We start from the raw sequence: 23,528 nt of genomic DNA, 5'->3' as shown, positions 1-23,528 counted from the left end.
TCCGTACCCAGGGAGGAACCCCCATGAACGAACAGCAAGGCTTTTCGACCGCCGGCATCCCCACGGTCTTCTTCGTCCTACTCCTCGGCGCCGTCGGCCTGGCGCTGGAAGGCTACGGACTGGTGCACGAGGCGCCGGTCGTCGTCGCGATCGGCCTGGGCATCGCCATCCACCTGCTGGCCGGTTTCATGGCCAAGGGTTTCTTCCAGGTGGCGCCGAATGAAGGCCAGGTACTGCAGTTGTTCGGCAAGTACCACGGCACCGTGCGCGAGGAAGGCCTGCGCTGGACCAACCCGTTCTGCAGCCGTCGCCGCGTCTCGCTGCGCGTGCGCAACTTCGAGAGCAGCAAGCTCAAGGTCAACGACAGCGACGGCAATCCGATCGAAATTGCCGCCGTGGTGGTGTGGGAAGTGATCGACACGGCCGAAGCGGTGTTCTGCGTGGACGACTATGAGAACTTCGTAACCATCCAGAGCGAGTCGGCCTTGCGCCAGATGGCCCAGAACTACCCTTATGACGCGCACGACGATGGCAAGCCGTCGCTGCGCAGCCATGGCGAGGTCATCAACAACCACCTGCGCGACGAAATCCAGGCGCGGCTGGAAAAGGCCGGTGTGCATGTGATCGAAGCGCGCATCAGCCACCTCGCCTACGCGCAGGAAATCGCTCAGGCCATGCTGCAGCGCCAGCAGGCCAATGCCATCGTGGCAGCGCGCGAACGCATCGTGGAAGGCGCCGTGGGCATGGTGGCGATGGCGCTGGACAAGCTGAAGGTACAAGGCGTGGTGGAGCTGGACGAAGAGCGCAAGGCCGCCATGGTCAGCAACCTGCTGGTGGTGTTGTGCGGCGATCGGTCCACCCAACCGGTGGTGAATGCCGGCACGCTCTATGGCGGGTGAGAAAAAAGCCTATCCGCTACGTATCAGTGCTGCGGTGCTCGAAGCCATGCAGCGCTGGGCCGACGACGATCTGCGCAGCGTCAATGCGCAGATCGAATTCGTACTGCGCGAGGCCTTGCGCAAGCAGGGGCGCCTCAAGCGCGAGGCAGCCGAACCCGTGCAGGACGACGACACCGATTGAGGCGTGAACGCCCGCGACGTTTATCCCGCTTCGACGCGGCCTGCACGGCACCGGCGCTAGCTTCGTTGCTTCAGTGACGTCCGGAGAACCGCCATGGCCGAGAGCCAAACCTATCGCCTGCTGCCTGACGGCCCGGTGCTGTGCGACACCTGCTCCAATACCGGCGAAAGCGTGGCGATGGAACGCTACGATCCCCTGCCCGCCGAAGCGCAGCGATGGTCGCAGGAACAGCGCATCGAACTGCAAAGCTACCGTTGCCCCGAGTGCGAGGGCGTGCAGGTGTTTCGCGTCGACTGAGCCGCTGAGCGCAAGAATCGGATGGCCGGAAAAGCTTGATCGCGCGACGCTGGGAACCGTCGAATCCCAGGAGCCCCGTCATGCATTTCCGTCTTTCCGGCCTGCCCGCCGAACCGTTTGCCGAACTGTTCTCGCTCTCCGACGAAGCGCTGGCGCAGCGTCAGGCCATGCGCGTGGTGGCCGATCAGCCGCATGGTTATCCGTGCCGCATCAGCCTGACCGACGCCGAGCCTGGGCAGCCGCTGATCCTGCTCAACTACGAACACCAGCCCGCCAACTCGCCATTCCGTTCGACCCACGCGATCTACATCCGCGAAGGCGAACAGCAATACGACCGCATCGATGAAGTGCCCGACCAATTGCGTCGCCGGCTGCTCTCCGTGCGCGGCTTCGACGAGCAAGGCATGCTGCGCGATGCCGACGTGGCCCAGGGCACCGCGCTGGAGCCGCTGATCGAGCGCCTGTTTGCCGATCCGACGGTCGCCTATCTGCACATCCACATGGCGCGACCGGGCTGCTACGCGGCGCGGGTGGAACGCGCCTGAGCGTCCTCAGGCATCGTCGCGACGGGTGCGAGCGGCCAGCGCGACGCCAAGCGCGATCCAGCCCACGATAAAGGCCACGCCGCCCAGCGGCGTGATCGCGCCGAACCAGCGAGGCGCGCCCAGCGCCAGCGCGTAAAGGCTGCCGGAGAACACCACGATGCCGATGGCGAACGCGGTGATGGCGACACGGCGTGCGCGCCCCGAAGCCGCCATCACCGCGAAGGCGAGCGCCAGCGCATGCCAGAAGTGGTAGCTCACCGCCGTATGCCAAAGCTCGCTGCCGCGGGCATCGAGCACGTCGCGCAAGGCATGCGCACCGAACGCGCCGAGGATCACGGCGCTGGCGCCGGCCAGGCCGACCAGCACGCCTGTCGCGTAGGCAGTTTGTCGCATGCGCATGGCTCCTCAGATGGCCGCCGTCCAGGCGGGCGGCCAGTGTCGTATGCTGGCTGGATGATGCCTATCGATTCTCGCACGAAGCGTTGTCGCACCCGCCGGTGGCTGATGCTGCTGATGCTGGCCTTCGGCACCTGCCTGCTGGCCGGCTGCCATCGCGACGACAACATCGAATGGCGGCTCACCAATGTCACCGGCCATATGCCGGATCTGGCCTTTCAGCTGGTCGACGACCACGGCAAGAAGGTCGCTGGCCAGGACTATCGCGGCAAGGTGGTGCTGCTGTATTTCGGCTACACGCACTGCCCCGATGTTTGCCCGCTGACGCTGGCCCAGTTGCACGTGGTGATGCAGCGCCTGGGGCCCTTGGCCGATGGTGCGCGCATCCTGTTTGTCAGTGTCGACCCTGCACGCGATACTCCCGAGATCATGCACGCCTACGTCAACGCATTCGATCCGCGTGCGGTCGGCTTGACCGGCACGCCGCGCGAGATCGAAGCGCTGAGCAAACGCTATCGCTCGGCCTTCACGCGCGAGCCTGATCGTTCCGACGGCCAGTACGAAGTGACCCACAGTTCGGCCATCTATCTGTTCGACAGCCAGGGCAAGGCGCGCCTGCTGTCCACGCCCAACAACACGCAGGACGAGATGGTGCACGACCTGCATCTGCTGCTGAGCCCGGGATCATCGTCATGAGTCGTCGTATCGCCCTGCCCCTGCTCGTCGCCGGCCTGCTGATGGCCACCGGCGCGCATGCCACCGAGGCCGAGCACATTCGCATCACCGGCGCCTGGATCCGCGTGCTTCCCGGCGATCTTCCTGCCGGCGCCTACGTCACGCTTGAGAACACCGGTGACCAGGCAGCGAGCCTGCGTGGTGCGCATAGTGCGAGTTACGGAGAAGCCATGCTGCACCAGAGCAGCGGCGCCGGCGGCGTCAACCGCATGGCGATGGTCGATGAGCTTGCCATCCCTGCGCACAGCAAGGCCGAGCTGTCTCCCGGCGGTTATCACCTGATGCTGATGAAGGCCGCGGCACCGGTGAAGGTTGGCGACAATGTCAAGGTGACGCTCAGCTTTGGGGATGGCAGTACGCTGGATGCTGACTTTATTGCGCGGCCTGCCAACGCCACCGGTGGATAAAGCCCACCCCACCACCTGTGGGAGCGCACCCTGTGCGCGACGGGTCCGGTAGCCGATCGGATGGAGGCATCGCAAGCCCGCGTCGCGCACAGGGTGCGCTCCCACGGTGACTGCTACTGTTGGGCTGTTGCAGCCGACCGTCTCGTCGGCCACGGCTTGCGCCGAATACGCCCACTGCGCGATAGCCGCAACCACTGGCGCATGGCCAGCAGGCCGCCGATGGATTCGATCAGCGCCGCCGGCACCCACATGATCACCCCGCCCACCAACTGCGCCGTGAGCACGTTGAAGGTGAAGGCGCGGCCGCAGATTTCGAAGATCGGATAAAGATCGGCCTTGGAGAACGTGACGATGGCGCCGGCCAGGATCTGCGGCGTCATGGTGATGCCCGGCGACAGCACGCGGATGCCGGGCGTCATGCGGCCCGGCGGACGCGGGCGATGGTCGAGCACCAGCCACCAGTAGGTGAAGCCGCTGGCCAGCATCGACCAGTTCATGAAGCGGTAGATGCGCCAATCGAGCATGGCGAGCGTCTGCATCGACGGGATCAGCCAGATCAGGATGAACGCGACGAACAGCACCGTGGCCACCGCCGGGTTGCACCACACCGCGCTCGCCATGCGCCACGGCGCCGAACGCCGGACCGGATGCAGCAGTCGCAGGCGCCATGCGAACGGCATCCCCTTGTGCAGCACGGTGCCGGGATACGAGGCAATGATCAGCAAGGGCGCCAGATGGTGCAGCAGGATCTGCTGGATGCGATGCATGAAGAACTCATGCTCGAAGAAATAATCCAGATAGGTGTGCAGCGACACATAGATCAGCGCCATGCCCGTCCAGAACGACAGGCGGCGGCCGAAGCTCACCTTCAGGCGGCGGCTGCCGCGCACATACAGCACGCAGCAGGCGAGAAAGCCGAGCAGAAACACCCAGGAGAACTCCCAGGGCACGATCCACTTGAGCACGCTAGCGATCATCGAACGTACCGGACCGTATCAGTGGCGACCAGCCATCATACGCGCCGCCTCGATCGCAGCCACGGCAAGCGGCTGCGACACTTCAGCACTGGCGGTCGCCTTCATGCGCGCCGCCTGCTGCGCCGCGAGCGGCGCCAGCCGTAGAGCAGGCCGATCATCGTCACCAGCGCCGGGATCAGCACGATGTTGATGAATTTCAGGCGCAGGCCGAGCGCGTCGATCTCGGCGTTGAACTGGTGCTGCACATCGCGCAATTCCTTGTTGATGGCCAGCTGGCGCTGCAGGAATTGCTCGATCTCCGCACGCTGCTCGGGCGTGGCGGTGTCGCCCCGCCCTGCCGCCTTGGCCGGCTGCAGTTCGCTCAGGCGCGTACGCGTGACGGCCAGCTCGCGCTGCAGCTCCTGCTTCTTGGCCAGGTACTTCTGGTCGGCCGCGCTCTGCAGGGCGAGCACGCGGGTGAAGGGCCGCTGCGAACTGACCCGGCCATGGATGGAAAGCAGCGCCGAGGAGCCACTGAGGTTGTCGGCGATATTGGTGATCAGGTCGCCGTTGTTGGCGATCGCGCTCAACTGCGGCTGGCCGAGCAGGCTTTGCGCGTACGACACCCACAGGCGATCGCTCAACAGGTCGGTGTCGGCCACCAGGATCACTTCCGCATTGCCAACGACCGGCACGTGACCCTTCTCGCCGGCACGCTCTGGAAACGCGCTGGGAAACTGGCCGCGCACGCGCGCGGCGATCACATAGTGCAGGTTGTCAGGTTTGTAGTTGTCGAGCAGTCCGGCGGGATTATTGAGCGACTCGCGCACGCGTTCGCTCGACACCACTTCGGCATCGGTGGTCGACTGCATCAGCGGCTGCAGGCGCGAGGTGGTTCCCGGCGCCAGGTCGAAATAACCCACGCTGGACACATTGATGCGCTGCAGGCTGGCCGTGGTCACGTCATCGTGATTGAGCTCCTGCTGGCCCAGGCCGAGCATCGCCGGATGGCTCATGGACGTGTTGTCGGCCAGCTCGATGCGCAGCGCGCGGGAGCGGTCGAGCACCACTTTTTGCGGGTCGTACTGCACGCCCCAGGCGTCGAACAGGCGCGACAGATTGGAGTTGTGATCGTCGGTGACGCCGCTGCTGTCGATGAAGGGCGTGTTGTCCATCTCGGCCACCGGGTCGACGAACACCACCAGATGACCGCCGTTGAGCACGTACTGGTCGATCGCATACAGCGCATCGGCCGGCAGGTGCTTGGGATGGATCACCAGCAGCGCCTTGATGTCGGCATCGATGTGGGTGAGCTTGCCCGGATCGAACGACTTCACGTCGAACTGCTGGCCCAGCTGGCGCATCACCGCCCACGGCTCCTCGCCGATCACCGGGTTGCCATTCACCGGAAGGCTGCTGATCACGCCGATATGCGGCTTGGATGGCTGGTCCAGCTCGTACAGCAGCTTGGCGATGTCGTATTCGAGGAAGGTTTCGCGCGACGGATCGAACAATGCAATCGACTGCACCTTCTTGGGCAGGTGGTCCTCGCCATCGGCATCGCCATTGGATGGCAACGTGCTGCCCACCAGGCCGAAGAACACGCGCTCGCCGTTGGTGCCGCCGTTGATGGGCGACAGGCCATAGCCTTCCGCGCTGGCCTCGTCATCGGAGTACGGCACGGGATCGACGATCTGCAGACGCAGGCGGCCATGCGCGCGCGCCACCATTTCCTGCAGCATCTCGGCCACGCGCTGCTCATAGCTGCGCAGCTGCGGCAGGTCGCGCGTGGCATGGCTGGAGAAATACAGGGTCAGGCGCAACGGCGCATGCAGCCCATCCACGATATGCACGGTGCCGGGCGTCAGCGTGTAGAGCTTGTCCGAAGTGAGATCGATGCGGCCCATGCGCCAGCGGCTGCTGGCCAGCACGAAGGTCACGAACACGATCGCCAGCAGCACCAGGGCCGCGGCAAGCACGGCGCGACGACTGAAATGGATGCGCCGCATGCTCATGGCGTCCTTTTCAGGTCGAGCGTGAGTACGCCGGCGGTGAGCCAGGCCGCCATGCTGGCCACGAAGTACAACAGGTCACGCAGGTCGAGCACGCCGCGCGAGATCGCTTCGAAGTGGCGCACCATGCTCAGGTGCGCGAGGCCGTTCACCAGCTTGCGCGGCAGCGCGCCCTGGAAAAACTCCATCACCTGCGGCTGCCCCACCAGGATCAGCAGAAAGCACACCACCAGGGTCAGCACGAAGGCCACCACCTGGCTCTGCGTCACCGCAGAAAGACAGGCACCGATGGCGAGAAACGCACCGGCCATCAGCCAGCTGCCGATGTAGCCGGCAAGGATCACGCCGTTGTCAGGTGAGCCGAGATAATTGACGGTGATCCAGATCGGCAGGGTCAAGACCAGCGCCAGGCCAATGAACAGCCACGCGGCGAGGAACTTGCCGAACATCGCCTGTGCCAGCGTCAAGGGCAGGCTCATCAGCAATTCCAGCGTGCCGCCCTTGGCTTCTTCGGCCCACATGCGCATCGACACCGCAGGCACCAGCACCAGATAGAGCCACGGATGCATCACGAAGAACGGCTGCAGGTCGGCCTGGTTGCGCTCGTAGAAATCGCCCGCGTAAAACGTGAGGATGCCCGACAGCACCAGGAAGATCACCAGGAACACGTACGCCACCGGCGTCACGAAATAGCTGCGCAGCTCACGGCGTGTCACCGCTGCGATCGGACTCATTCGCGGTTCTCCGCGCCGGTGGTGATCTGGCGGAACACTTCATCCAGTCGGCCGCGTTCGAGCTGGATCTCCGACACTTCGAGCCCCTGCTGACGCAGCAGCGTTTCCACCGGCTCCAGGATGCGTTCGCCCGGACGCGGAAACACCGTGATGCGCCCGTCCATCGGATCGACCTCGATCGACGACACCTGCGGCAACCGCCCCAGCATCTCCTGCGACACGCCGCTGCCCGGCGCGCTGAAGGACACCGCGCCGTGATAGCGCGAACGCGATTCGAGTTCGGCCGGCGTGGCGTCCACCATCAGGCGGCCGTTGGCGATGATCACCACGCGATTGCACAAGGCGTGCACCTCTTCCAGCAAATGCGTGGAGATGAGGATGGTACGGTCGCGTGCCATCTGGTCGATCAGCTGGCGCACGGTATGCTTCTGATTGGGATCCAGACCATCGGTGGGCTCGTCGAGCATCAGCACCTGCGGGTTGTGCACGATCGCCTGGGCCAGGCCCACGCGGCGCTTGAGGCCCTTGGACAAGGTATCGATGCACTGGTCGAGCACGCTCTCCAGCTGCAGCCCGCCAACCACGCGATCGAAGCGGCGCGAGCCCTCGTCGCGCTGCAGGCCGCGCATGCGGATGATGAAGGAGAGGAATTCGCGCACGGTCAGCTCGCCATAGCTCGGCGCGCCTTCCGGCAGATAGCCCAGCGCGCGCTTGGCCTTCAGCGGCTCCTTGCGCACGTCGTAGCCGCACACGCGGGCCGTGCCCGAGCTGGGCTCGAGGAAGCCCGCGATCATGCGCATGGCGGTGGTCTTGCCGGCGCCGTTGGGGCCTAGCAGCCCGAGCACCTGGCCCGGTTCGGCGCGGAAACTCAGCGAGTCCACCGCCGTAAGGGCGCCATAGCGTCGAGTGAGCAGTTCGGTTTCGATCATGTCCTGTGGAGTCAGTGGCGTGCAGTGCTGCGCGCATGGCTGCGGGATCGACCCGCACTGTAACCGAAAGTTCGCCCGGCCCGACCCACGCAGGGCCCGAAAATGAAAAGGCCCTTCCGAAGAAGGGCCTTTTCTAAGCTTGCCGCCGGGGCGACTTACTTGCCGGCGCTGGCAGCGGCGGCCGGAGCGGCGGTGCTGGACGAGGCCGGAGCCTGGTCGCTGCCGGTGTCGTCGAGCGACGGCGGCTTGATGCCCGCAGCCTGTTCCGGGGTCTGGTCCGGAGCCCAGCTCAGCGGCAGGTACACGTCGAACTCGGCGTACTGCGTGACCTGGTCGCCCTGCTTCACTTCCGGCTTGGCTTCGATGTCGTAGAAGCGATTGGTCACTTCGTCGAACTTGTAGCCGTGGGTCTGGGCATAGGCCTTCATCAGGTCGCGGGTCTGCGGCACGCCGGCGGCGGTACCGTTCCACACGGCCTTGAGGGCCGGGCCACCGAAGGCGAGATAAGCGCGCACATCGTTGTCGACGATCAGGCGGCCGAAGCGGTCATGACCACCCGGAGCCGTGTCACCGGCGGTGCTGCTCGCATCGGCGCTGGAGCTGGCCACGGCGGCATTGAGGTCCGGCGCCTTGGCGGCCACCAGCTCGACGGTCTGGCCGGCAACGTTCAGGCTGGTCGCACTGATCGGCATGGCCACGTCGAACGAGTAGTTCTGGTCGCCGTAGTTGGTGGTGTAGATGATGCGCGGACCGGTGGTGGTCACGCCCAGCTTCTTGGCGGCGGCCTGGATCTGGCCAATCGCCTTGTCGGTCGCGTCATTGAGGGCCTCGAGGCCACCCTTGCGCTCGATCGAGGAGGACACCATCAGCACCGGCGTGGGCTGGGTCTGCTCGATGTACGGGATCAGCTTGGTGTAGTCCACGTTCTGGACCGCCGCCAGCACGTTCTGCAGGTTGTTCAGGCTGAACTGGATGAAGGCATCCGGGTCGCCGTGAATGTACAGATTGGAATAGCGGTTGATCAGGTTAAAGCCGTAGTCGACGTCGTACGACCAGGTCACCTTGGTCAGCTGACCGCGGCTGCCGTTGCGCTCCAGGTCTAGCGTGAAGTGCTTGTCGTTGCCGCGCCAGTCGTTGTCGACGTTCCACACGATGGTGGACTTCTTGGCGGTCGAGTCGACCTTGTCGAAGCTCGGGTCGGCGGAAGCGATGGTGAACTTGCCGTTGCCGACCTTGCCGTCATCGCTGGCCCAGCTGATTTCGGCGCCCGGGCCATAAGCCTTGCCCGAGAAATCAAACTTGATGTTGCGGTCGTACTCGCGCTGCACGGAATACTCCGGGAAGCGGCGGAAATTGTTGAGCACGTCATAGACCTGACGCATGTCCTTGCCAACGACCAACGACCGTTCGACATGGCCGCTGCCAGGCATCACCACGCCCACCACCACCGCCACTACGATGACGATGATTAGGGCAACAATAAACTCAAGAACACGCATCATTCCAGGATTCTCCGCACGTCTCTTCTGGTACACGGCACAAGGGCAGTCGCCGGAGACCGGCCCGCCACGGGAGATTCCCGAAGAATCACTGCCTGAACGGGGGTCGGCCAGCGCCGAAGTTTCCGATACTACTTGCTCCGGCGTCCAGCCGTAAAGACTGCCTGACACGGGGCCTCCAGACGCCTGCGAATGGCGTCCGGCAAGGCTCCGAGGCTTCAGACGATGCCCAGCTCCAGCGCCTTGAGCACGGCCCGGGTGCGGTCGCGCACGCCCAGCTTGGAAAGTATGTTGGAAACGTGGTTTTTGACCGTTCCCTCCGCTACTTTCAGGGAGTTGGCGATTTCCTTGTTGCTGTAGCCACCCGACAGCAGGCGCAGGATTTCCGTCTCGCGTTCGGTCAGCGGGTCGGGCTGTTCCAGGCTGGTGAACTGGTTCTGCATGCGGCCCACGCCGGCCAGCAGGCGCTGGGTGACCATGGGCGCCACTAGCGAACCGCCGGCGGCCACGGTGCGGACGGCCTCCACCAGCTGTTCCAGCGAGACGTCTTTCAGCAGATAACCGCGTGCGCCGGCCTTGAGGCCCTGCAGCACCAGCTGGTCGTCATCGAAGGTGGTGAGGATGATGGTGGGCGGCAATTCATTGCGGGCGGACAGCGCCTGCAGCACTTCCAGGCCGCTCATGTTGGGCATGCGCAGGTCCAGCAGCACCACGTCGGGCCTGATCCGCGGGATGTCTTGCACGGCCTGTGCGCCATCGGCGCATTCGGCCACCACGCGGATGTCCTCCGCCAGGTCCAGCAGTGATCGGACACCCTGGCGTACCAGGTTCTGGTCGTCAACGAGACAGACGGAAATCATCGCGGATCCTCGAAACGTAGGTGGCCGGCGTGCGATGCCCGCGGCCAACGGAGAGAACGATGCGGCTATCCAAGCCACTCATTTTTACACGACAACCCAGCAAGGCTACAGCATGCCCAGCGCGGGCGGCTCGAACCGTGACGGGGTGTGCGCGAGTTCCGGCAGTTCGCCCAGCGGCAGGCGCACGGTGAGCGCAAACCCCTGCAGCAGCGCCGGATCGACCATCACGCTGCCCTCGAACTCGACCAGCCGCTCGCGCATGCCCGACAAGCCGTTGCCCGGGCGGAAGTTGGTCGCGCCGCGGCCGTCGTCGCGCGCGTAGAGCTCCAGCAAGTTGGCGTTGACGTAGTCAAAGCGCAGCCACAGGTTGCGCGCGCCGGCATGGCGCGCGGTGTTGGTGATGATTTCCTGGGCGCAACGCAGCAGCACCTGGGCGCGGCGGGGATCTTCCACGCTGAAGCGCGGCGGCGTTTCCATGTGGACGGTCAGGCCGGGCACGCCCTCGGTCAGGCTGCGCAGGGCGACAGTGAGGTCGATCGCGTCGTCCTGGCGCAGCTCGCTCACCACCTCGCGCACGTCCGACAGCAGGTGCTTGGCGGTGACCTGCGCCTTCTGCACGTGTTCGGCGGCCTGCGCGTTGACCAGGTGGCTGGCCACTTCCAGATTCAGGCTGAGCGCCGTCAGATGGTGGCCCACCAGATCGTGCAGGTCGCGGGCGATGCGCATGCGCTCGGCAATGCGGGTCGACTCGGCCAGCAAGGCGCGGGTGGCGCGCAGTTCGGAATTGAGCCGCCGCTGCACTTCGCGCTCTTCGGCCTGCAGGCTGGCGATCATCGAGGTGAAGAACACCAGGGCCGAGATGCCCAGGTACATGCACACCTGCAGGAAGGCGGTGACGATGGTCCAGCCCATATAACTGGCGATGATCGGAATCAGCATCAGGTTCTGCAGCAGCATCCAGGCCAGTCCCGCACCCACCGGGAGCTGCCAGGGCAGCACCACCGCGATCACCAGCATCAGCATGGCCGACAGGCCGCTCTGGCTGAACCAGCCCATGGCCACCGCCGAACCGGTCAGCACCACCAGCCCCAGCAGCTGGACGACGGAGGGGTAGCCGGTCTGGCGCGTCATGCCCGAGCGTCGGGTCAGCAGCAGATAGGTCACGCCGAAGATCAGGTAGGAAAGAATCCAGCCCGTGATGTTCGGGTTGCTCCACCACGCACTGACCTCCGCCAGCCCGCCAGGACCGGAGAGCAGCGGCAGCGCGACGCACAGGTACGTAAACAGACCAGCGTACCGGAGCAGCCGGATGTGATTAATATTTGACCAGGCCATATGCGCATCATTCGCTACCCGCGGACTTGGTGCAATGCGTGAGAAGTCATTGCTCCACCCCTGCCAGAAGGCACGAGTGTTGGCGCTTTACAAAGGTTTTACATGGTGCGCCGTGTTATGTGCGGCCGCGTGGCGCATGTCATAATGCCGGCGTCACGCGGGGCCGAACCAACGGTCTTACTCTTCGAACCACACACAGCGGAGCAACGAATGGCCCTTGCCATCCGCGACGTGCGAGAGCACGACCTGGATGCCGTACTGGCGCTCAACAACGCCGCCGGCCGCACCATCCTCGCCCTGGACACCGCACAACTGCGCTATTTCTACGACCATGCGGACTATTTCCGGGTGGCCGAAATCGATGGCCATCTTGCCGGTTTCCTGGTCGCCTTCCGCGAAGGTCGGGACTATGACAGCCCCAACTACCGCTGGTTCGCTGAGCATTACCCGCAGTTTGCCTATATCGACCGCATCGTCATCGCCAACGCCTACCGCCGTCACGGCCTGGGTCGCATTTTCTATTGCGACGTTACCAGCTATGCGGAAGTGCGCGTGCCGCTGCTGACCTGCGAAGTGTTCCTGGAGCCCCGCGACGACGTGGTGGTGCTGTTCCACGGCACCTACGGCTTCCAGGAAGTCGGACAGCAACGCATGGGCAGCGACGGCCCCCAGGTGAGCCTGCTCGCCAAGGACCTGCCCAGCTACGCCTTCGTGCGAGAAACCTATCTGGACCACGACGGCCTTCCCGATGTGCCGTGGCTGGCCGAACGCCAGCACCCGTCCTCCTCCCCCGATACCACCCGGCGCCGCCTCGCGGGAGAGCGCCGCCAGTGAATGCAAAGATGGATCAACAAGACGCCTGTGACCTGCGCTTCGGCCAGGTCGGCATCGCCAACGTACGCATCAAGCGCGTGGACGCCGCCGCGCTGTGCGAAGAGCTGGAACGCCGCGTCCGCGCCGCGCCGCAGCTGTTCGCCCGTGCCGCCGTGGTGCTGGACTTAAGTCACCTGATGAACCTGCCCGACGACGGCACGGTCGACGCGCTGCTCGAAGCCGTGCGCAGCGCCGGCATGCTGCCGGTGGGCCTGGCCTACGGCACCAGCGAAGTCGACGCGCTGTCGCAGCGCATGGGCTTGCCGCTGATCGCCAAATTCCGCGCCGCGTATGAGCCCGCCGACGGCGGCAGCATCGCGCCACCGGCGCCACCCGCCGCCGCTGCGGAACCCGTGCGTCGCGCGGAGCCTGTGCGACAGGAAGCCGAGCCCGCTGCGCCGCTCACCAACGCCGGCGCCCAGCACTACGAAGGCACGGTGCGCTCGGGCCAGCAGGTGTATGCGCGCGATCGCGACCTGGTCGTCACCGGCGCCATCGCCAATGCTGCCGAGGTGATTGCCGACGGCAGCATCCATATCTACGGCAGCTTGCGCGGTCGTGCGATGGCCGGCGCACAGGGCGATGAGAAAGCGCGCATATACATTTCAGACTTCCGCGCGGAGCTGGTGGCCATCGCCGGTCACTACCGCGTGTTTGAACAAATTCCAAAAGACCTCGAAGGCCAGTCTGTGCGATGCTGGCTCGAAGGCGAAAAACTGCTGATCGCCAAGCTTTGACGATCAGTCATGACAATTACAAAGAACCATGCGGAGATGAGCCTTGACTGCTGAGATTATCGTTGTCACCTCGGGCAAGGGTGGCGTGGGCAAAACCACGACCAGTGCCTCGCTTGCCACGGGCCTCGCCATGGCCGGCAAGAAAGTCGCGGTGATCGATTTCGACGTCGGCCTGCGCAACCTCGACCTCATCATGGGCTGCGAGCGGCGCGTGGTGTACGACTTCGTCAACGTCGTGCACGGCGAAGCCACGCTCAAGCAGGCGCTGATCAAGGACAAGCGCTACGAGACCCTTTACGTGCTCGCCGCCAGCCAGACGCGCGACAAGGACGCGCTGACCCAGGAAGGCGTCGAGAAGGTGCTCGAAGACCTGGGCAAGGAAGGCTTCGATTACGTCGTCTGCGACTCGCCCGCCGGCATCGAAAAGGGTGCGCACCTGGCGATGTATTTCGCCGATCACGCGGTCGTGGTGGTGAACCCGGAAGTGTCCTCGGTGCGCGATTCGGACCGCATCCTGGGCCTGCTCGCCAGCAAGACGCGCCGTGCCGAACGCGGCGACGGCGCGATCAAGCAGCACCTCCTGCTGACGCGCTACAACCCGGCCCGCGTGGCCGTGGGCGAAATGCTCAGCGTGAAGGACGTCGAGGAAATCCTCGGCATCAACGTGGTGGGCGTGATTCCCGAATCGGAAAACGTACTGGCCGCTTCCAACGCCGGCGTGCCGGTGATCCTGGACGACAACTCCTTCGCCGGCCAGGCTTACAGCGACACGGTTGCCCGCATCCTTGGTGAAGAACGTGCCCTGCGCTTCCTCGAGGTGCCGAAGAAGGGCTTCTTCCAGCGCGTATTCGGAGGCTGATCGGCATGGGTATTCTTGATTTCCTGAAGCGCAAGCCGGAACCCACCGCTGGACTCGCCAAGGAGCGTCTTCGCATCATCGTGGCTCAGGAGCGCTCCACCCGTGGCGCCCCCGACTACCTGCCGTTGCTGCGCAACGAGCTGCTCGAAGTGATCAAGAAATACGTCCACGTCGACCTCGAAGCCATCAACATCAATGTCGAGCGCGACAGCGGACACGAGATCCTCGAGCTCTCCGTGGCGCTGCCCGAGAACACGCCAGCCAAGTCCATCTGAGGTCGTGGCGCGGCACGGCCGCGCCACGCACATCGCGATGTGCGTCGCCGTCGATCCACGGCGACCCTTTCCCCATGTCAGCTCCCCACTCTCCTCCTGACGAAGCCAGCGTGATGCGCCTAGCCGAGATCGGCTTCGAGGCGCCTGCGCGGCTGCTTGCCCGTTACGGACTCGCCTTGCAGCGTGTGGATGCCGGCACGCCCATTCCCGGCAGCTTCTGGGGCGATGAGGAAGCCGGCATCATCGGCACGACGGTTTACGCACGTGACGACACCCCGGTGCATTCGCTGCTGCATGAAGCCGGTCACCTGATCGTGTTGCCGCCCGAACGCCGCAACGAAGTGCACACCGACGCCACCGACTCGGTCGCCGAAGAAGACGCCACCTGCTATCTGCAGATCGTGCTGGCCGACGAACTTCCCGGCGTCGGCCGCGAACGCCTGATGGACGACATGAACGCATGGGGCTACACCTTCCGCCTCGGCTCGGCCCAGGCCTGGTTCGGCGAGGATGCCGCCAATGCGCGCCAGTGGCTGGTGGAACACGGCCTGTTGAACCAGGACGGGCAGCCCGCGTTTAGCTGACCCAGCGGGCCAAGCAAAACCTCCCGCTTACCTCACACCGAGACAACACCCGCTGGCGCAGTGTGATATCGCCAAACGGGAGACCGTGCGTGACACCATGGCTGAAGACAGCGGCCAGTGTGCTATGTGCCGCGATGCTGGCCTCAACCACGCTTGCCGGTGATGCCACCGGTGGCTTGACGCGTTCCGACGGTTTCGTGGCGCGCATCGAGCTCAACGGCCCGATCGGCCCGGCCGCAGCGGAATATGTCGATACCTCGCTTGAGCACGCCACGCGCGATGGCGCGACCGCCGTGCTGATGCAGCTCGACACACCCGGGGGCCTGTCCGATTCGATGAGGCAGATCGTCGCCAGCATTCTTGCCTCCCATCTGCCGGTGATTGGTTACGTTGCACCCGGCGGTGCACGCGCCGCATCGGCGGGCACCTATATCCTCTACGCCTGTCCGATCGCCGCGATGGCGCCTGGCACGCATCTTGGCGCTGCCACGCCGGTGTCGCTGGGCGGCGGCGGCACGCTTCCGCTGCCTGCGCCGGCGGCGTCCGCGCCCGAAACTGCCGCGCCGGCGGGCGCCGATGCGGAATCCAACAAGGTGATCAACGACGCCATCGCCTTCATCCGATCGCTGGCGCAGCTCAATGGCCGTAATGCCGACTGGGCGACCAAGGCCGTGCAAGGCGCGGCAACGCTCACCGCCGACGAAGCCCTACAGAAGCATGTGGTGGATCTGGTGGCGCCCGATGCTTCATCGCTTCTCGCGCGCCTGGAAGGTCGCCGTGTGCGCGTCGACAACCAGGATGTGACCCTGCATCTTGCCGGCCTGCCCTTGCGCGACTACGCGCCGAACTGGCGCACGCATCTGCTGGGCTTGGTCACCCACCCCACCATCGCCTATCTGCTGCTGCTTGCCGGCATCTACGGACTGGTGCTGGAAGCCTTCCATCCGGGCGTGTTGTTGCCGGGCGTGGCCGGAGCCATCTGCCTGCTGGTCGGCTTGTACGCCTTGCAACTGCTGCCGGTGAACTACGCCGGACTTGCGCTGATGCTGCTGGGCGTGTGCCTGGTGCTGGCGGAAGCCTTGATGCCTTCGGTGGGCGCCATCGGTATCGGCGGCGTGCTCGCCTTCGTGATCGGCTCGATCATGCTGTTCGATGCCGGTGTGCCGGGCTATGCGGTGAACATGGGCGTGATCGCCGGCATGGCGCTGGCGGGCGTGGTGGTGCTCTCGCTGCTGCTGCGTCTGGTCGCGCGGGCGCGCCACACGCGAGCCTTCAACGGCGATGAACGGATGTTGCTCAGCATCGGCGAATTGACCCAGCCGCTCGACGCGGCCGGCGATGGCTGGGCCCGCATCGGCGGCGAGCAGTGGCGCGTGCATGGCGACGCGCCGCTGCCGGCCGGCTCACGTATCCGCGTGGTGGGACGCGACGGCTTGCTGTTGCGCATCACCCGTGCCTGACATCAGCAACAAAGGAGAGGCTCATGTTTGGCTTTGTCGGCGTGATCGTGATCTGGGTGGTGGCCCTGCTGTTCCTGTCGATCAAGGTGCTGCCCGAATACCAGCGTGGCGTGGTGCTCACGCTGGGCCGCTACACCGGCACCAAGGGGCCGGGACTGGTGATCCTGGTGCCCATCGTCCAGCGCATGATGCGGGTGGATCTGCGCGTCACCGTGATGGATGTGCCGCCGCAGGACGTGATCTCCCGCGACAACGTCTCGGTGCGCGTCAACGCGGTGGTGTATTTCCGCGTGGTGGAACCGGACAAGGCGATGCTGCAGGTGGCGGATTTCTTCCAGGCCACCAGCCAGCTGGCGCAGACACGGCTGCGCTCGGTGCTTGGCCAGCACGAGCTGGACGACATCCTCTCGCAGCGCGACTCGATCAATCACAGCCTGCAGCAGGTGCTCGACGAAGCCACCGATCCCTGGGGCATCAAGGTCAGCAATGTCGAGATCAAGGATGTGGATCTCAACGAGACCATGGTGCGTGCGATCGCCCGCCAGGCGGAGGCGGAGCGCGAACGCCGCGCCAAGGTGATCCACGCCGAGGGTGAATTGCAGGCGGCCGAAAAACTGCGCGATGCCGCCGCCATGCTTTCGCAGCAACCGCAGGCGCTGCAGCTGCGCTACATGCAGACCATGTCGGACATGTCCAATAGCGGCAAGGCTTCGACCATCGTGTTTCCGTTGCCGTTGGATCTGCTGCGGCCGTTGTTAGGCCCGAACAGCTAAGCGCATGACGTCTTTTGTGGGAGCGCACCCAGTGCGCGACTCAATCTTGCCCTGAGGCGAGGCCAGTCGCGCACAGGGTGCGCTCCCACAGGGGTGGAACTTGTGTGGCTGTACAATGCCCGGCCACCCGCCAACCGCGACGCCATGTCCAGCACGCCTACCCACGTTCGCCTCGCCATCATCGGCGGAGGCCCTGCCGGCCTGATGGCGGCCGAGGCTGCGCATGCAGCGGGCGTGGCGGTGGATGTGTTCGATGCCAAGGGTTCGGTGGGACGCAAGTTCCTCATCGCCGGCAAGGGCGGCATGAACCTCACGCATGGCGAAGCCAAGCCGGATTTCGTGCAGCGTTACGGCCAGCGTGCACAAGAAGTGGGCGCATGGCTGCAGGACTTCGATGCCGACGACTTGCGCGCCTGGGCCCGCCAGCTGGGCGTGGAAACCTTTGTTGGCACGTCCGGCCGTGTGTTCCCCAGCGACCTCAAGGCCGCGCCGCTGTTGCGCGGCTGGGTACGTCGGCTGCGTGAGGATGGCGTGCGCTTTCATGTGCATCATCGATGGCTGGGCTGGACGGATGACGGCTTGCTCCGCTTCGCCACGCCCGACGGCGAACACGCGGTGCGCGCCGATGCAGTGGTGCTCGCCATGGGCGGCGGCAGTTGGCCGGAGCTGGGTTCAGATGGTGCCTGGCAGGCGCCGCTGCTTGAGCGCGGCGTCGACGTATCACCGCTGGTGCCGTCCAACTGCGGCTTCGACATCGGCTGGAGCGAACATATCGCTGGCCGTCATGCCGGCGCGCCGCTGAAGCCGGTGGTGATCCACCTGCGCGACGAGCATGGCCGCGAACACGCGCGCCAGGGCGAATGCGTGATCACCGCCAGCGGCATCGAAGGCAGCCTGATCTACGCCTATTCCACTCTGATCCGCGACGCCATCGCCGCGCACGGCCCGACCACTATCGAACTGGATCTATCGCCCGATCGCACGTTCGAACGCCTGCGCGCCGATCTGGCCAAGCCGCGCGGCAAGCACTCCATGAGCGACCACCTGCGACGCCACACGGGGCTTACCGGCGTCAAGGCCGCCCTGCTGCACGAGGTGCTCGACCGCGAGCAGTTCCACGATATCGACACGCTGGCCCGCACCATCAAGCGCCTGCCGCTGCGACTGCTGCGTGCGCGCCCCATCGAAGAAGCCATCAGCAGCGGTGGTGGCGTGCGGCTGGAAGCGCTGGACCCGCAGCTGATGCTCGCCGCCCTGCCCGGCGTGTTCTGCGCCGGCGAAATGCTCGACTGGGAGGCGCCTACCGGCGGCTACCTGCTCACCGCCTGCTTCGCCAGCGGCCGCCGCGCCGGACTCGGGGCGGCGGCATGGATCAAGCATTTGCCCCCTGCTGCCGATAACTGAGCAGAGCGTCGCAGCGCGGCACAGTCGCACTACATTTTTTCCGCCAGCTGCCGATACACCCAGCGTAGCGGGGGCCACACAGGGGAGCTGGCAGCACGATGATGGGGAACTGGTGGCGGGTATTCGGGCGTGAGCGCGCGGCAGAACCAGCAGCGTCGCGTCCGGCTGCGCCCGAGCCGGAGCTCCTGGTGGAAACCACCCTGCCCCACGGCCTGGTTTCGGGCGACGAACTGGCCGAGCGCTTCTTCCGTTTCATCCTCAACCTGCCGGTCAACGCCGGCGACGGCGCCAACAAGCCGCGCGAACAGGCCATTCTCCAGCGCCTGAAGGACCAGTGCGAGAACGGCCGCTTCGACGTACGCAGCCTGCCGCGCATGCCCACCGTGCTGCCGCAGCTGATGCGTGCGATGAAGAACGACAAGCTCAGCGGCGCCCAGCTCGCCGACCTGATCAAACGCGATCCGGTGCTGGTGGGCGAAGTCATGCGCGTCACCGGCAGCGTCACCTATCGCACCGCCCATCCGGTCGGCAGCCTGCAGCACGCCGTCGTACTGCTGGGCCAGATCGGCTTGCGCCACGTGGTGACGTCCTATGTGATGAAGCCCATCCTGATGGCCAGCGCCGGCGCCAACGGGCAGATCGTGGGCCAGCGTCTGTGGGATCACGCCGAGCGCTGCGCGCACGCGGCGGTGTATCTCAGCAAGGGCCAGTGCGACGCTTTCGAAGCCTATCTGGTGGCCCTGGTCGGCTATAGCGGCCTGGGCGCGGTGGCGCGCATGCTAGACAAGGAACTGCAGAACGCCGAGCTGCCCGCCAGCTCCACCGCCTTCATCGATGGCTGCGTGCAGCTCGCCGCCGAACTCACCGTGCAGGCAGGCCAGCACTGGGATCTGCCGCCGCCCGTGCAGGAAGCGCTGGTGGAGCATCGCGAGCACGGCCACGCGGCGCTGATGCTGCCGATGAGTCGCGTGCTCTACGTATCCCAGCGACTGGCCATGAACCAGCTCCTCGCCGAACAAGGCCTGCTCGACAGCGAGACCGGTTACAGCGAAGACCCGGTGGCCGCCTTTCCGCCGCAGCTGCTGGCGCGTTGCCAGCAGGATCTGCGCAGGAGCTTTGCGCCGGCCTGACCGGCGCCTTCGTCAGCCCAACAGACGCTGCCGTACCTCAGCCACGATCGCGTACGAACGACAGCGCGCCTCGTGATCGAACACGTTGGCGGTGATCATCAGTTCGTCGGGACGATGGCGCTCGACAAACGACTCGATGCCCTGCTTCACCGTCTCGGCGCTGCCGATTACGGCACAGGCAAGCGCATGCTCGACGCCGAACTTTTCGGTAGGCGTCCAGAAGTCTTCGATATTGTCGATCGGCGGCGGTATCAGGCCGGGCCTGCCGCGACGCAGATTGACGAAGCTCTGCTGCTGGGTGGTGAACAAGCGCTTCGCTTGTGCGTCGCTTTCCGCCGCGACGATATTGACGCCGAGCATGGCGTACGGCGCAGCCAGGCGCGCCGAGGGACGGAAATCGCGGCGATACAGGGCCAGTGCTTCGTCCATCGCGTCCGGCGCAAAGTGCGAGGCAAACGCGAACGGCAGACCCATCGCGGCCGACAGGCGGGCACTGAACAGGCTGGAGCCCAGCAGCCACACCGGCACGTCGATGCCGGCGCCGGGCACGGCGCGCACGGGCTGGTTTGGTGTTGCCGGCTCGAAATAGGCCAGCAGTTCGGCCACGTCCTGCGGGAATTGCTCGGCGCTATCGAAGTAGCGGCGCAGCGCCCGTGCCGTGGCGTGGTCGGTACCGGGTGCACGCCCCAGTCCCAGATCGATGCGCCCCGGATACAGCGACGCCAGCGTGCCGAACTGCTCGGCCACCTGCAGCGGTGCATGATTGGGCAACATGATGCCGCCGGCGCCCACCCGTATGCTCGAGGTCCCACCGGCCACGTGCCCGATCAGCACGGCGGTGGCCGCGCTGGCGATGCCAGGCATGTTGTGGTGCTCGGCCAGCCAATAGCGGTGATAGCCAAGCGCCTCGGCGCGGCGGGCCAGATCCAGCGTGTTGGCAAAGGCCTGGGTGGTGTCGCTGCCTTCGGTGACCGGTGCCAGATCGAGGACGGAGAACGGAATCATGGGGCTTCCTCATGCGGGAAGCCCCGATGTGGGGACGTTGGCCCCAATTGCCAGTGATGCAGACCGACTCCCTCAGCCGACCCGCCAGTTGCGCTCCTCGACGCGACCGCAACGCTCACATTCGCGGCGGCCGGGTTCCGGTCTCGCCCATTGATGCTTGAACACACGGCACATCAGCCGCTCGAGCCACTGCTTCCCCTTCATGCCCACTCCCTGAATCGCATGCCAAAATGTGCTCTACGTCACAATTTAGCAGTGGCGTTCAGAAAAGGCGATAACAGCAGGATGACAACAGGGAGCTTGCAGTGTTTCACGCAAGTGCTTGCATGGACCTGACTTTTTTTCAGGCCGGAACGGTCAACAACGACTCGGAATAGTCGCGGAACGTGACATCGACGTCCGTGAGGTCCATCGACTCCAGCTGCCGTTGAACGACGGCAGCTGGATCGGACGTCGATGCCGGTGCGCTCTTGCTCAGCGCACGATGCCCGTGTGGCCCAGCGAGTAGCGACCCGGCTGCGGCCATACGGCCAGACCGTGCGGCTCCTGGCCCACCTTGATCTTGCGCATCTGGCCGGTGGTGGTGTCGATCGCGTAGACCTCGTCATCGAAACGGCCGGACAGCCACAGCGTCTTGCCGTCGGCGCTCACGTTGCCCATATCCGGGCTGCCGCCGCCGGGGACCGGCCAGTTGGCCACCACCTTCTGCGTGGCGAAGTCGATCACCGACACGCTGCCCTTGCCGCCGCGCGGACCGTGCACCTTGTTGGAGCCGCGGTTGGCGACATACAGCTTGGTGCCGTCGCGGCTCGGGTACAGGCCATGCGTGCCCACGCCGGTCTTGATGAAACCGATCTGCTTGAAGCTGGCGCCGTCGATCAGGTACACGCCATCGGCCATCATGTCGGCGACGTAGAAGGTCTTGCCGTCCGGGGACGAGCGGATGTCCTGCGGCATGCCCTTCTTGGACAGATCGAGGTAACCGAGCACCTTGCGGTTGACCATGTCGATCTTCACCAGCTTGCCGGTGAACTCGCAGGTGAAAATGGCATAGCTGCCGTCGATGGCGAAGTCGGCGTGGTTGATGCCCTTGCAGTCCGGCGCGCTGAGGCTGGAGTGTTCCTTCATGCTGTGAGCATCGCGGAAATCCAGGCGCGCAAACGCTTCGGCAACGACGATCGCTTCCTTGCCGTCCGGCGTGAAGTACATGTTGTACGGGTCATCCACCGGCACGGCGATGCCCGGCTTGCCGGTGGCCGCGTCGATCGGCGTGAGGCTGCCGGTCTTCTTGCGCTCGGCATTATTGGTGACCCACAGCGTGCGCATATCCCACGACGGCACCACGTGCTGCGGGCCCTCGCCCACCTTGAACTTGTCCACCACCTTGTAGGTGGTCGGATCGATCACGTAGACGTCGTTCGAACGCAGGTTGGGCACGTAGATGCGCGCCGGGTCGTTCTTCACGGCGGCGCTCAGGTGGTTGAGCCCGGCCTCGCTGTACATGTTGGCGGCGTTCACCACCGGCGGCATGCCGGGCACGGTGGTGACGGACGAGGCCGCCAGGGCGGTGCCGCCCAGGCACGCAGCGGCAAGCGCCAACGGTGCGAGGCGGAACAGACGGGAGTGACGCAGGGATTTAGCGATGGCCATGGCTCACAACTTCGGTCGGGTGATTCGGGGAGGTCAGTGCGCTTGCGTGTCGCGACGCAAGGCATTGACGGTATTTACCACAATAGCATTCACGCCCAGCTGACCGAGGTCAGCCGCGGAGCGGCGCGGGTCGCCGCCGTATACGCCATCGGCGGCGCCCAGCTTGGGGCCGTCCTGCAGCTTGCCCAGACGCACCATCTGCGGGTCCACGGCCAGCTGCAGCGAGGTATCGGCCAGGCCCGCATGCGTGCCGATCTCGTCATCCTTGATGCCGTGCTGGCGAAGGATCTGGTTGAAGCCCTCCGACGAGGTGGCGTAGTACTCCGGCGGCACGATGACGCGCGCCTTGCCGCCCCAGCTCTTGTTCAACTTGGCCGCGACGCGCTCCAGATCCTTCTGGTAGCCGCCGTGGTCGCCCAGCAGGACGATGTTGCGGAAACCATGCACGGCAAAGCTTTGCGCCGCCGCTTCCAGCATCTGCTCGAACACGGCGTCCGGCATGGTGATGGTGCCGGGGAAACGCATATGCGAACTGGGCGGCGCGGTGCCGCCCTCGGGCACGTAGCTCACCACCGGCGCCACCAGCGCGTTGCCCAGATGTTCGGCGATCTTCTGCGAGAGGAAGGCGGCACGTGCGTTGTGCTTGCCCACAGCGATATACGGGCCGCTCTGCTCGGTGCCGCCGATCGGAATGATGATGGTGGTCTTGCCGGCCTGCACCTGGTCGCGGATTTCGGTCCAGGTGAGGTCCTGGAGCTGCACGGTGTGCGGCGTCTGGGCGAAGGCGGCGGGGGCGCTCAACAACAGCAGCCCGCAGGCAAGGGTTCGCAACGACGGGAAAGGCATCGGATGGTCCTGAAAAGCAGACGCCCAGTGTAAAGCCCCACCTGTGGGAGCGCACCCTGTGCGCGACTGTCACGCCTGGGTGTATCGCTCCGTAGGCTTGTCGCGCACAGGGTGCGCTCCCACAGATGTCGCTCCCCGGGGGCGCTA

General features: G+C 65.3%; 26 protein-coding genes. 15 read left to right on the top strand and 11 right to left on the bottom strand.

Annotation, left to right across the window (positions count from 1 at the left end):
* Positions 1-23: 23 nt before the first annotated feature.
* The 4 genes from Y882_RS04000 to Y882_RS03985 all read left to right on the top strand — a co-directional run bounded on the left by Y882_RS04000 (position 24) and on the right by Y882_RS03985 (position 1,922).
* Positions 24-899: an SPFH domain-containing protein gene (locus Y882_RS04000; protein ID WP_046970590.1), complete on the top strand. Its 876-nt coding sequence runs from the start codon at positions 24-26 to the stop codon at positions 897-899.
* Entirely contained in the window at positions 889-1,080 is a 192-nt protein-coding gene (locus Y882_RS03995; RefSeq protein ID WP_046970589.1) for a type II toxin-antitoxin system antitoxin, read from the top strand. Before Y882_RS04000 ends, Y882_RS03995 begins: the two co-directional genes overlap by 11 nt.
* 93 nt (positions 1,081-1,173) lie before the next feature.
* Complete coding sequence (locus Y882_RS03990) at positions 1,174-1,377, top strand: hypothetical protein (RefSeq protein WP_046970588.1); 204 nt, start codon at positions 1,174-1,176, stop codon at positions 1,375-1,377.
* A gap of 80 nt (positions 1,378-1,457) precedes the next feature.
* Positions 1,458-1,922, top strand: a complete 465-nt coding sequence (locus Y882_RS03985; RefSeq protein WP_046970587.1) for a DUF1203 domain-containing protein — start codon at positions 1,458-1,460, stop codon at positions 1,920-1,922.
* A gap of 6 nt (positions 1,923-1,928) precedes the next feature.
* Here the strand turns inward: Y882_RS03985 and Y882_RS03980 are convergent, their stop codons facing one another.
* A complete protein-coding gene (locus tag Y882_RS03980) occupies positions 1,929-2,315 on the bottom strand; it encodes a DUF423 domain-containing protein (RefSeq protein WP_046970586.1) in 387 nt (128 codons plus the stop codon).
* A 111-nt stretch (positions 2,316-2,426) separates the two neighbouring features.
* Here Y882_RS03980 and Y882_RS03975 point away from each other — a divergent pair, with 111 nt between their 5' ends.
* Positions 2,427-3,014 carry an SCO family protein gene (locus Y882_RS03975; RefSeq protein ID WP_046970585.1) on the top strand — a complete coding sequence of 196 codons (588 nt, stop codon included), beginning with the start codon at positions 2,427-2,429 and terminating at the stop codon, positions 3,012-3,014.
* Complete coding sequence (locus Y882_RS03970) at positions 3,011-3,460, top strand: copper chaperone PCu(A)C (protein ID WP_046970584.1); 450 nt, start codon at positions 3,011-3,013, stop codon at positions 3,458-3,460. Before Y882_RS03975 ends, Y882_RS03970 begins: the two co-directional genes overlap by 4 nt.
* Positions 3,461-3,573: 113 nt before the next feature.
* On the opposite strand, the gene Y882_RS03965 is transcribed toward Y882_RS03970, so the two are convergent.
* The 7 genes from Y882_RS03965 to Y882_RS03935 all read right to left on the bottom strand — a co-directional run bounded on the left by Y882_RS03965 (position 3,574) and on the right by Y882_RS03935 (position 11,785).
* Positions 3,574-4,437, bottom strand: a complete 864-nt coding sequence (locus Y882_RS03965) for a cytochrome c oxidase assembly protein (RefSeq protein WP_046970583.1) — start codon at positions 4,435-4,437, stop codon at positions 3,574-3,576.
* Positions 4,438-4,538: 101 nt separating this feature from the next.
* The gene (locus Y882_RS03960) at positions 4,539-6,431 is read right to left on the bottom strand and encodes a GldG family protein (protein WP_046970582.1); all 1,893 of its coding nucleotides are present in this window, start codon (positions 6,429-6,431) and stop codon (positions 4,539-4,541) included.
* Complete coding sequence (locus tag Y882_RS03955) at positions 6,428-7,162, bottom strand: ABC transporter permease subunit (protein WP_046970581.1); 735 nt, start codon at positions 7,160-7,162, stop codon at positions 6,428-6,430. Before Y882_RS03955 ends, Y882_RS03960 begins: the two co-directional genes overlap by 4 nt.
* Positions 7,159-8,091 (bottom strand): ABC transporter ATP-binding protein, encoded by a 933-nt coding sequence (locus Y882_RS03950; protein WP_046970580.1) that lies wholly within the window; start codon positions 8,089-8,091, stop codon positions 7,159-7,161. The genes Y882_RS03955 and Y882_RS03950 overlap by 4 nt, the downstream gene beginning before the upstream one ends.
* A gap of 155 nt (positions 8,092-8,246) precedes the next feature.
* On the bottom strand, positions 8,247-9,593 hold the full coding sequence (locus tag Y882_RS03945; protein WP_046970579.1) for an SRPBCC family protein: 1,347 nt from the start codon (positions 9,591-9,593) through the stop codon (positions 8,247-8,249).
* Positions 9,594-9,808: 215 nt separating this feature from the next.
* Entirely contained in the window at positions 9,809-10,450 is a 642-nt protein-coding gene (locus tag Y882_RS03940) for a response regulator (protein ID WP_046970578.1), read from the bottom strand.
* Between the two features lie 105 nt (positions 10,451-10,555).
* Positions 10,556-11,785 carry a sensor histidine kinase gene (locus Y882_RS03935; protein ID WP_046970577.1) on the bottom strand — a complete coding sequence of 410 codons (1,230 nt, stop codon included), beginning with the start codon at positions 11,783-11,785 and terminating at the stop codon, positions 10,556-10,558.
* Between the two features lie 210 nt (positions 11,786-11,995).
* Between Y882_RS03935 and Y882_RS03930 the strand changes: the two genes are divergently transcribed.
* The 9 genes from Y882_RS03930 (at position 11,996) to Y882_RS03890 (ending at position 19,880) form a co-directional block, all read left to right on the top strand.
* Complete coding sequence (locus Y882_RS03930) at positions 11,996-12,619, top strand: GNAT family N-acetyltransferase (protein ID WP_046970576.1); 624 nt, start codon at positions 11,996-11,998, stop codon at positions 12,617-12,619.
* 8 nt (positions 12,620-12,627) lie between these two features.
* A complete protein-coding gene (gene minC / locus Y882_RS03925) occupies positions 12,628-13,395 on the top strand; it encodes a septum site-determining protein MinC (RefSeq protein ID WP_425479401.1) in 768 nt (255 codons plus the stop codon).
* 43 nt (positions 13,396-13,438) lie between these two features.
* Positions 13,439-14,254, top strand: coding sequence for a septum site-determining protein MinD (minD, locus tag Y882_RS03920; protein ID WP_046970574.1), 816 nt, complete (start codon positions 13,439-13,441; stop codon positions 14,252-14,254).
* Positions 14,255-14,259: 5 nt separating this feature from the next.
* A complete protein-coding gene (gene minE, locus Y882_RS03915) occupies positions 14,260-14,529 on the top strand; it encodes a cell division topological specificity factor MinE (RefSeq protein ID WP_046970573.1) in 270 nt (89 codons plus the stop codon).
* A gap of 113 nt (positions 14,530-14,642) precedes the next feature.
* On the top strand, positions 14,643-15,113 hold the full coding sequence (locus tag Y882_RS03910; RefSeq protein ID WP_244466212.1) for a hypothetical protein: 471 nt from the start codon (positions 14,643-14,645) through the stop codon (positions 15,111-15,113).
* An 89-nt stretch (positions 15,114-15,202) separates the two neighbouring features.
* The gene (locus tag Y882_RS03905; RefSeq protein WP_244466211.1) at positions 15,203-16,573 is read left to right on the top strand and encodes an NfeD family protein; all 1,371 of its coding nucleotides are present in this window, start codon (positions 15,203-15,205) and stop codon (positions 16,571-16,573) included.
* A 23-nt stretch (positions 16,574-16,596) separates the two neighbouring features.
* Entirely contained in the window at positions 16,597-17,346 is a 750-nt protein-coding gene (locus tag Y882_RS03900) for a slipin family protein (RefSeq protein ID WP_046970570.1), read from the top strand.
* Between the two features lie 144 nt (positions 17,347-17,490).
* Positions 17,491-18,750 (top strand): TIGR03862 family flavoprotein, encoded by a 1,260-nt coding sequence (locus Y882_RS03895; RefSeq protein ID WP_046970621.1) that lies wholly within the window; start codon positions 17,491-17,493, stop codon positions 18,748-18,750.
* A gap of 188 nt (positions 18,751-18,938) precedes the next feature.
* Positions 18,939-19,880 (top strand): HDOD domain-containing protein, encoded by a 942-nt coding sequence (locus Y882_RS03890; RefSeq protein WP_244466209.1) that lies wholly within the window; start codon positions 18,939-18,941, stop codon positions 19,878-19,880.
* Positions 19,881-19,892: 12 nt separating this feature from the next.
* Here the strand turns inward: Y882_RS03890 and Y882_RS03885 are convergent, their stop codons facing one another.
* From Y882_RS03885 to Y882_RS03875, 3 genes are all read right to left on the bottom strand, one after another.
* Positions 19,893-20,885: an LLM class flavin-dependent oxidoreductase gene (locus Y882_RS03885; protein WP_046970569.1), complete on the bottom strand. Its 993-nt coding sequence runs from the start codon at positions 20,883-20,885 to the stop codon at positions 19,893-19,895.
* 474 nt (positions 20,886-21,359) lie between these two features.
* A complete protein-coding gene (locus Y882_RS03880; RefSeq protein WP_046970568.1) occupies positions 21,360-22,535 on the bottom strand; it encodes a YncE family protein in 1,176 nt (391 codons plus the stop codon).
* 33 nt (positions 22,536-22,568) lie between these two features.
* Positions 22,569-23,381: a creatininase family protein gene (locus Y882_RS03875; RefSeq protein WP_046970567.1), complete on the bottom strand. Its 813-nt coding sequence runs from the start codon at positions 23,379-23,381 to the stop codon at positions 22,569-22,571.
* Positions 23,382-23,528 lie beyond the last annotated feature (147 nt).

The organism is Dyella japonica DSM 16301 (assembly GCF_001010355.1).
Classification (GTDB): domain Bacteria; phylum Pseudomonadota; class Gammaproteobacteria; order Xanthomonadales; family Rhodanobacteraceae; genus Dyella; species Dyella japonica.
Note: the sequence above shows the minus strand (reverse complement) of the source record. Positions and strands in the feature narration are given on the sequence as shown.

What these genes read in the sequence shown, in the direction of transcription:
- Y882_RS04000 (WP_046970590.1), top strand. Translation starts at nt 24, where the DNA reads ATGAACGAACAGCAAGGCTTTTCGACCGCCGGCATCCCCACGGTCTTC.
- Y882_RS03995 (WP_046970589.1), top strand. Translation starts at nt 889, where the DNA reads ATGGCGGGTGAGAAAAAAGCCTATCCGCTACGTATCAGTGCTGCGGTG.
- Y882_RS03990 (WP_046970588.1), top strand. Translation starts at nt 1,174, where the DNA reads ATGGCCGAGAGCCAAACCTATCGCCTGCTGCCTGACGGCCCGGTGCTG.
- Y882_RS03985 (WP_046970587.1), top strand. Translation starts at nt 1,458, where the DNA reads ATGCATTTCCGTCTTTCCGGCCTGCCCGCCGAACCGTTTGCCGAACTG.
- Y882_RS03980 (WP_046970586.1), bottom strand. Translation starts at nt 2,315, where the DNA reads ATGCGACAAACTGCCTACGCGACAGGCGTGCTGGTCGGCCTGGCCGGC.
- Y882_RS03975 (WP_046970585.1), top strand. Translation starts at nt 2,427, where the DNA reads ATGCTGCTGATGCTGGCCTTCGGCACCTGCCTGCTGGCCGGCTGCCAT.
- Y882_RS03970 (WP_046970584.1), top strand. Translation starts at nt 3,011, where the DNA reads ATGAGTCGTCGTATCGCCCTGCCCCTGCTCGTCGCCGGCCTGCTGATG.
- Y882_RS03965 (WP_046970583.1), bottom strand. Translation starts at nt 4,437, where the DNA reads ATGATCGCTAGCGTGCTCAAGTGGATCGTGCCCTGGGAGTTCTCCTGG.
- Y882_RS03960 (WP_046970582.1), bottom strand. Translation starts at nt 6,431, where the DNA reads ATGAGCATGCGGCGCATCCATTTCAGTCGTCGCGCCGTGCTTGCCGCG.
- Y882_RS03955 (WP_046970581.1), bottom strand. Translation starts at nt 7,162, where the DNA reads ATGAGTCCGATCGCAGCGGTGACACGCCGTGAGCTGCGCAGCTATTTC.
- Y882_RS03950 (WP_046970580.1), bottom strand. Translation starts at nt 8,091, where the DNA reads ATGATCGAAACCGAACTGCTCACTCGACGCTATGGCGCCCTTACGGCG.
- Y882_RS03945 (WP_046970579.1), bottom strand. Translation starts at nt 9,593, where the DNA reads ATGATGCGTGTTCTTGAGTTTATTGTTGCCCTAATCATCGTCATCGTA.
- Y882_RS03940 (WP_046970578.1), bottom strand. Translation starts at nt 10,450, where the DNA reads ATGATTTCCGTCTGTCTCGTTGACGACCAGAACCTGGTACGCCAGGGT.
- Y882_RS03935 (WP_046970577.1), bottom strand. Translation starts at nt 11,785, where the DNA reads ATGGCCTGGTCAAATATTAATCACATCCGGCTGCTCCGGTACGCTGGT.
- Y882_RS03930 (WP_046970576.1), top strand. Translation starts at nt 11,996, where the DNA reads ATGGCCCTTGCCATCCGCGACGTGCGAGAGCACGACCTGGATGCCGTA.
- minC (WP_425479401.1), top strand. Translation starts at nt 12,628, where the DNA reads ATGGATCAACAAGACGCCTGTGACCTGCGCTTCGGCCAGGTCGGCATC.
- minE (WP_046970573.1), top strand. Translation starts at nt 14,260, where the DNA reads ATGGGTATTCTTGATTTCCTGAAGCGCAAGCCGGAACCCACCGCTGGA.
- Y882_RS03910 (WP_244466212.1), top strand. Translation starts at nt 14,643, where the DNA reads ATGCGCCTAGCCGAGATCGGCTTCGAGGCGCCTGCGCGGCTGCTTGCC.
- Y882_RS03900 (WP_046970570.1), top strand. Translation starts at nt 16,597, where the DNA reads ATGTTTGGCTTTGTCGGCGTGATCGTGATCTGGGTGGTGGCCCTGCTG.
- Y882_RS03895 (WP_046970621.1), top strand. Translation starts at nt 17,491, where the DNA reads ATGTCCAGCACGCCTACCCACGTTCGCCTCGCCATCATCGGCGGAGGC.
- Y882_RS03885 (WP_046970569.1), bottom strand. Translation starts at nt 20,885, where the DNA reads ATGATTCCGTTCTCCGTCCTCGATCTGGCACCGGTCACCGAAGGCAGC.
- Y882_RS03880 (WP_046970568.1), bottom strand. Translation starts at nt 22,535, where the DNA reads ATGGCCATCGCTAAATCCCTGCGTCACTCCCGTCTGTTCCGCCTCGCA.
- Y882_RS03875 (WP_046970567.1), bottom strand. Translation starts at nt 23,381, where the DNA reads ATGCCTTTCCCGTCGTTGCGAACCCTTGCCTGCGGGCTGCTGTTGTTG.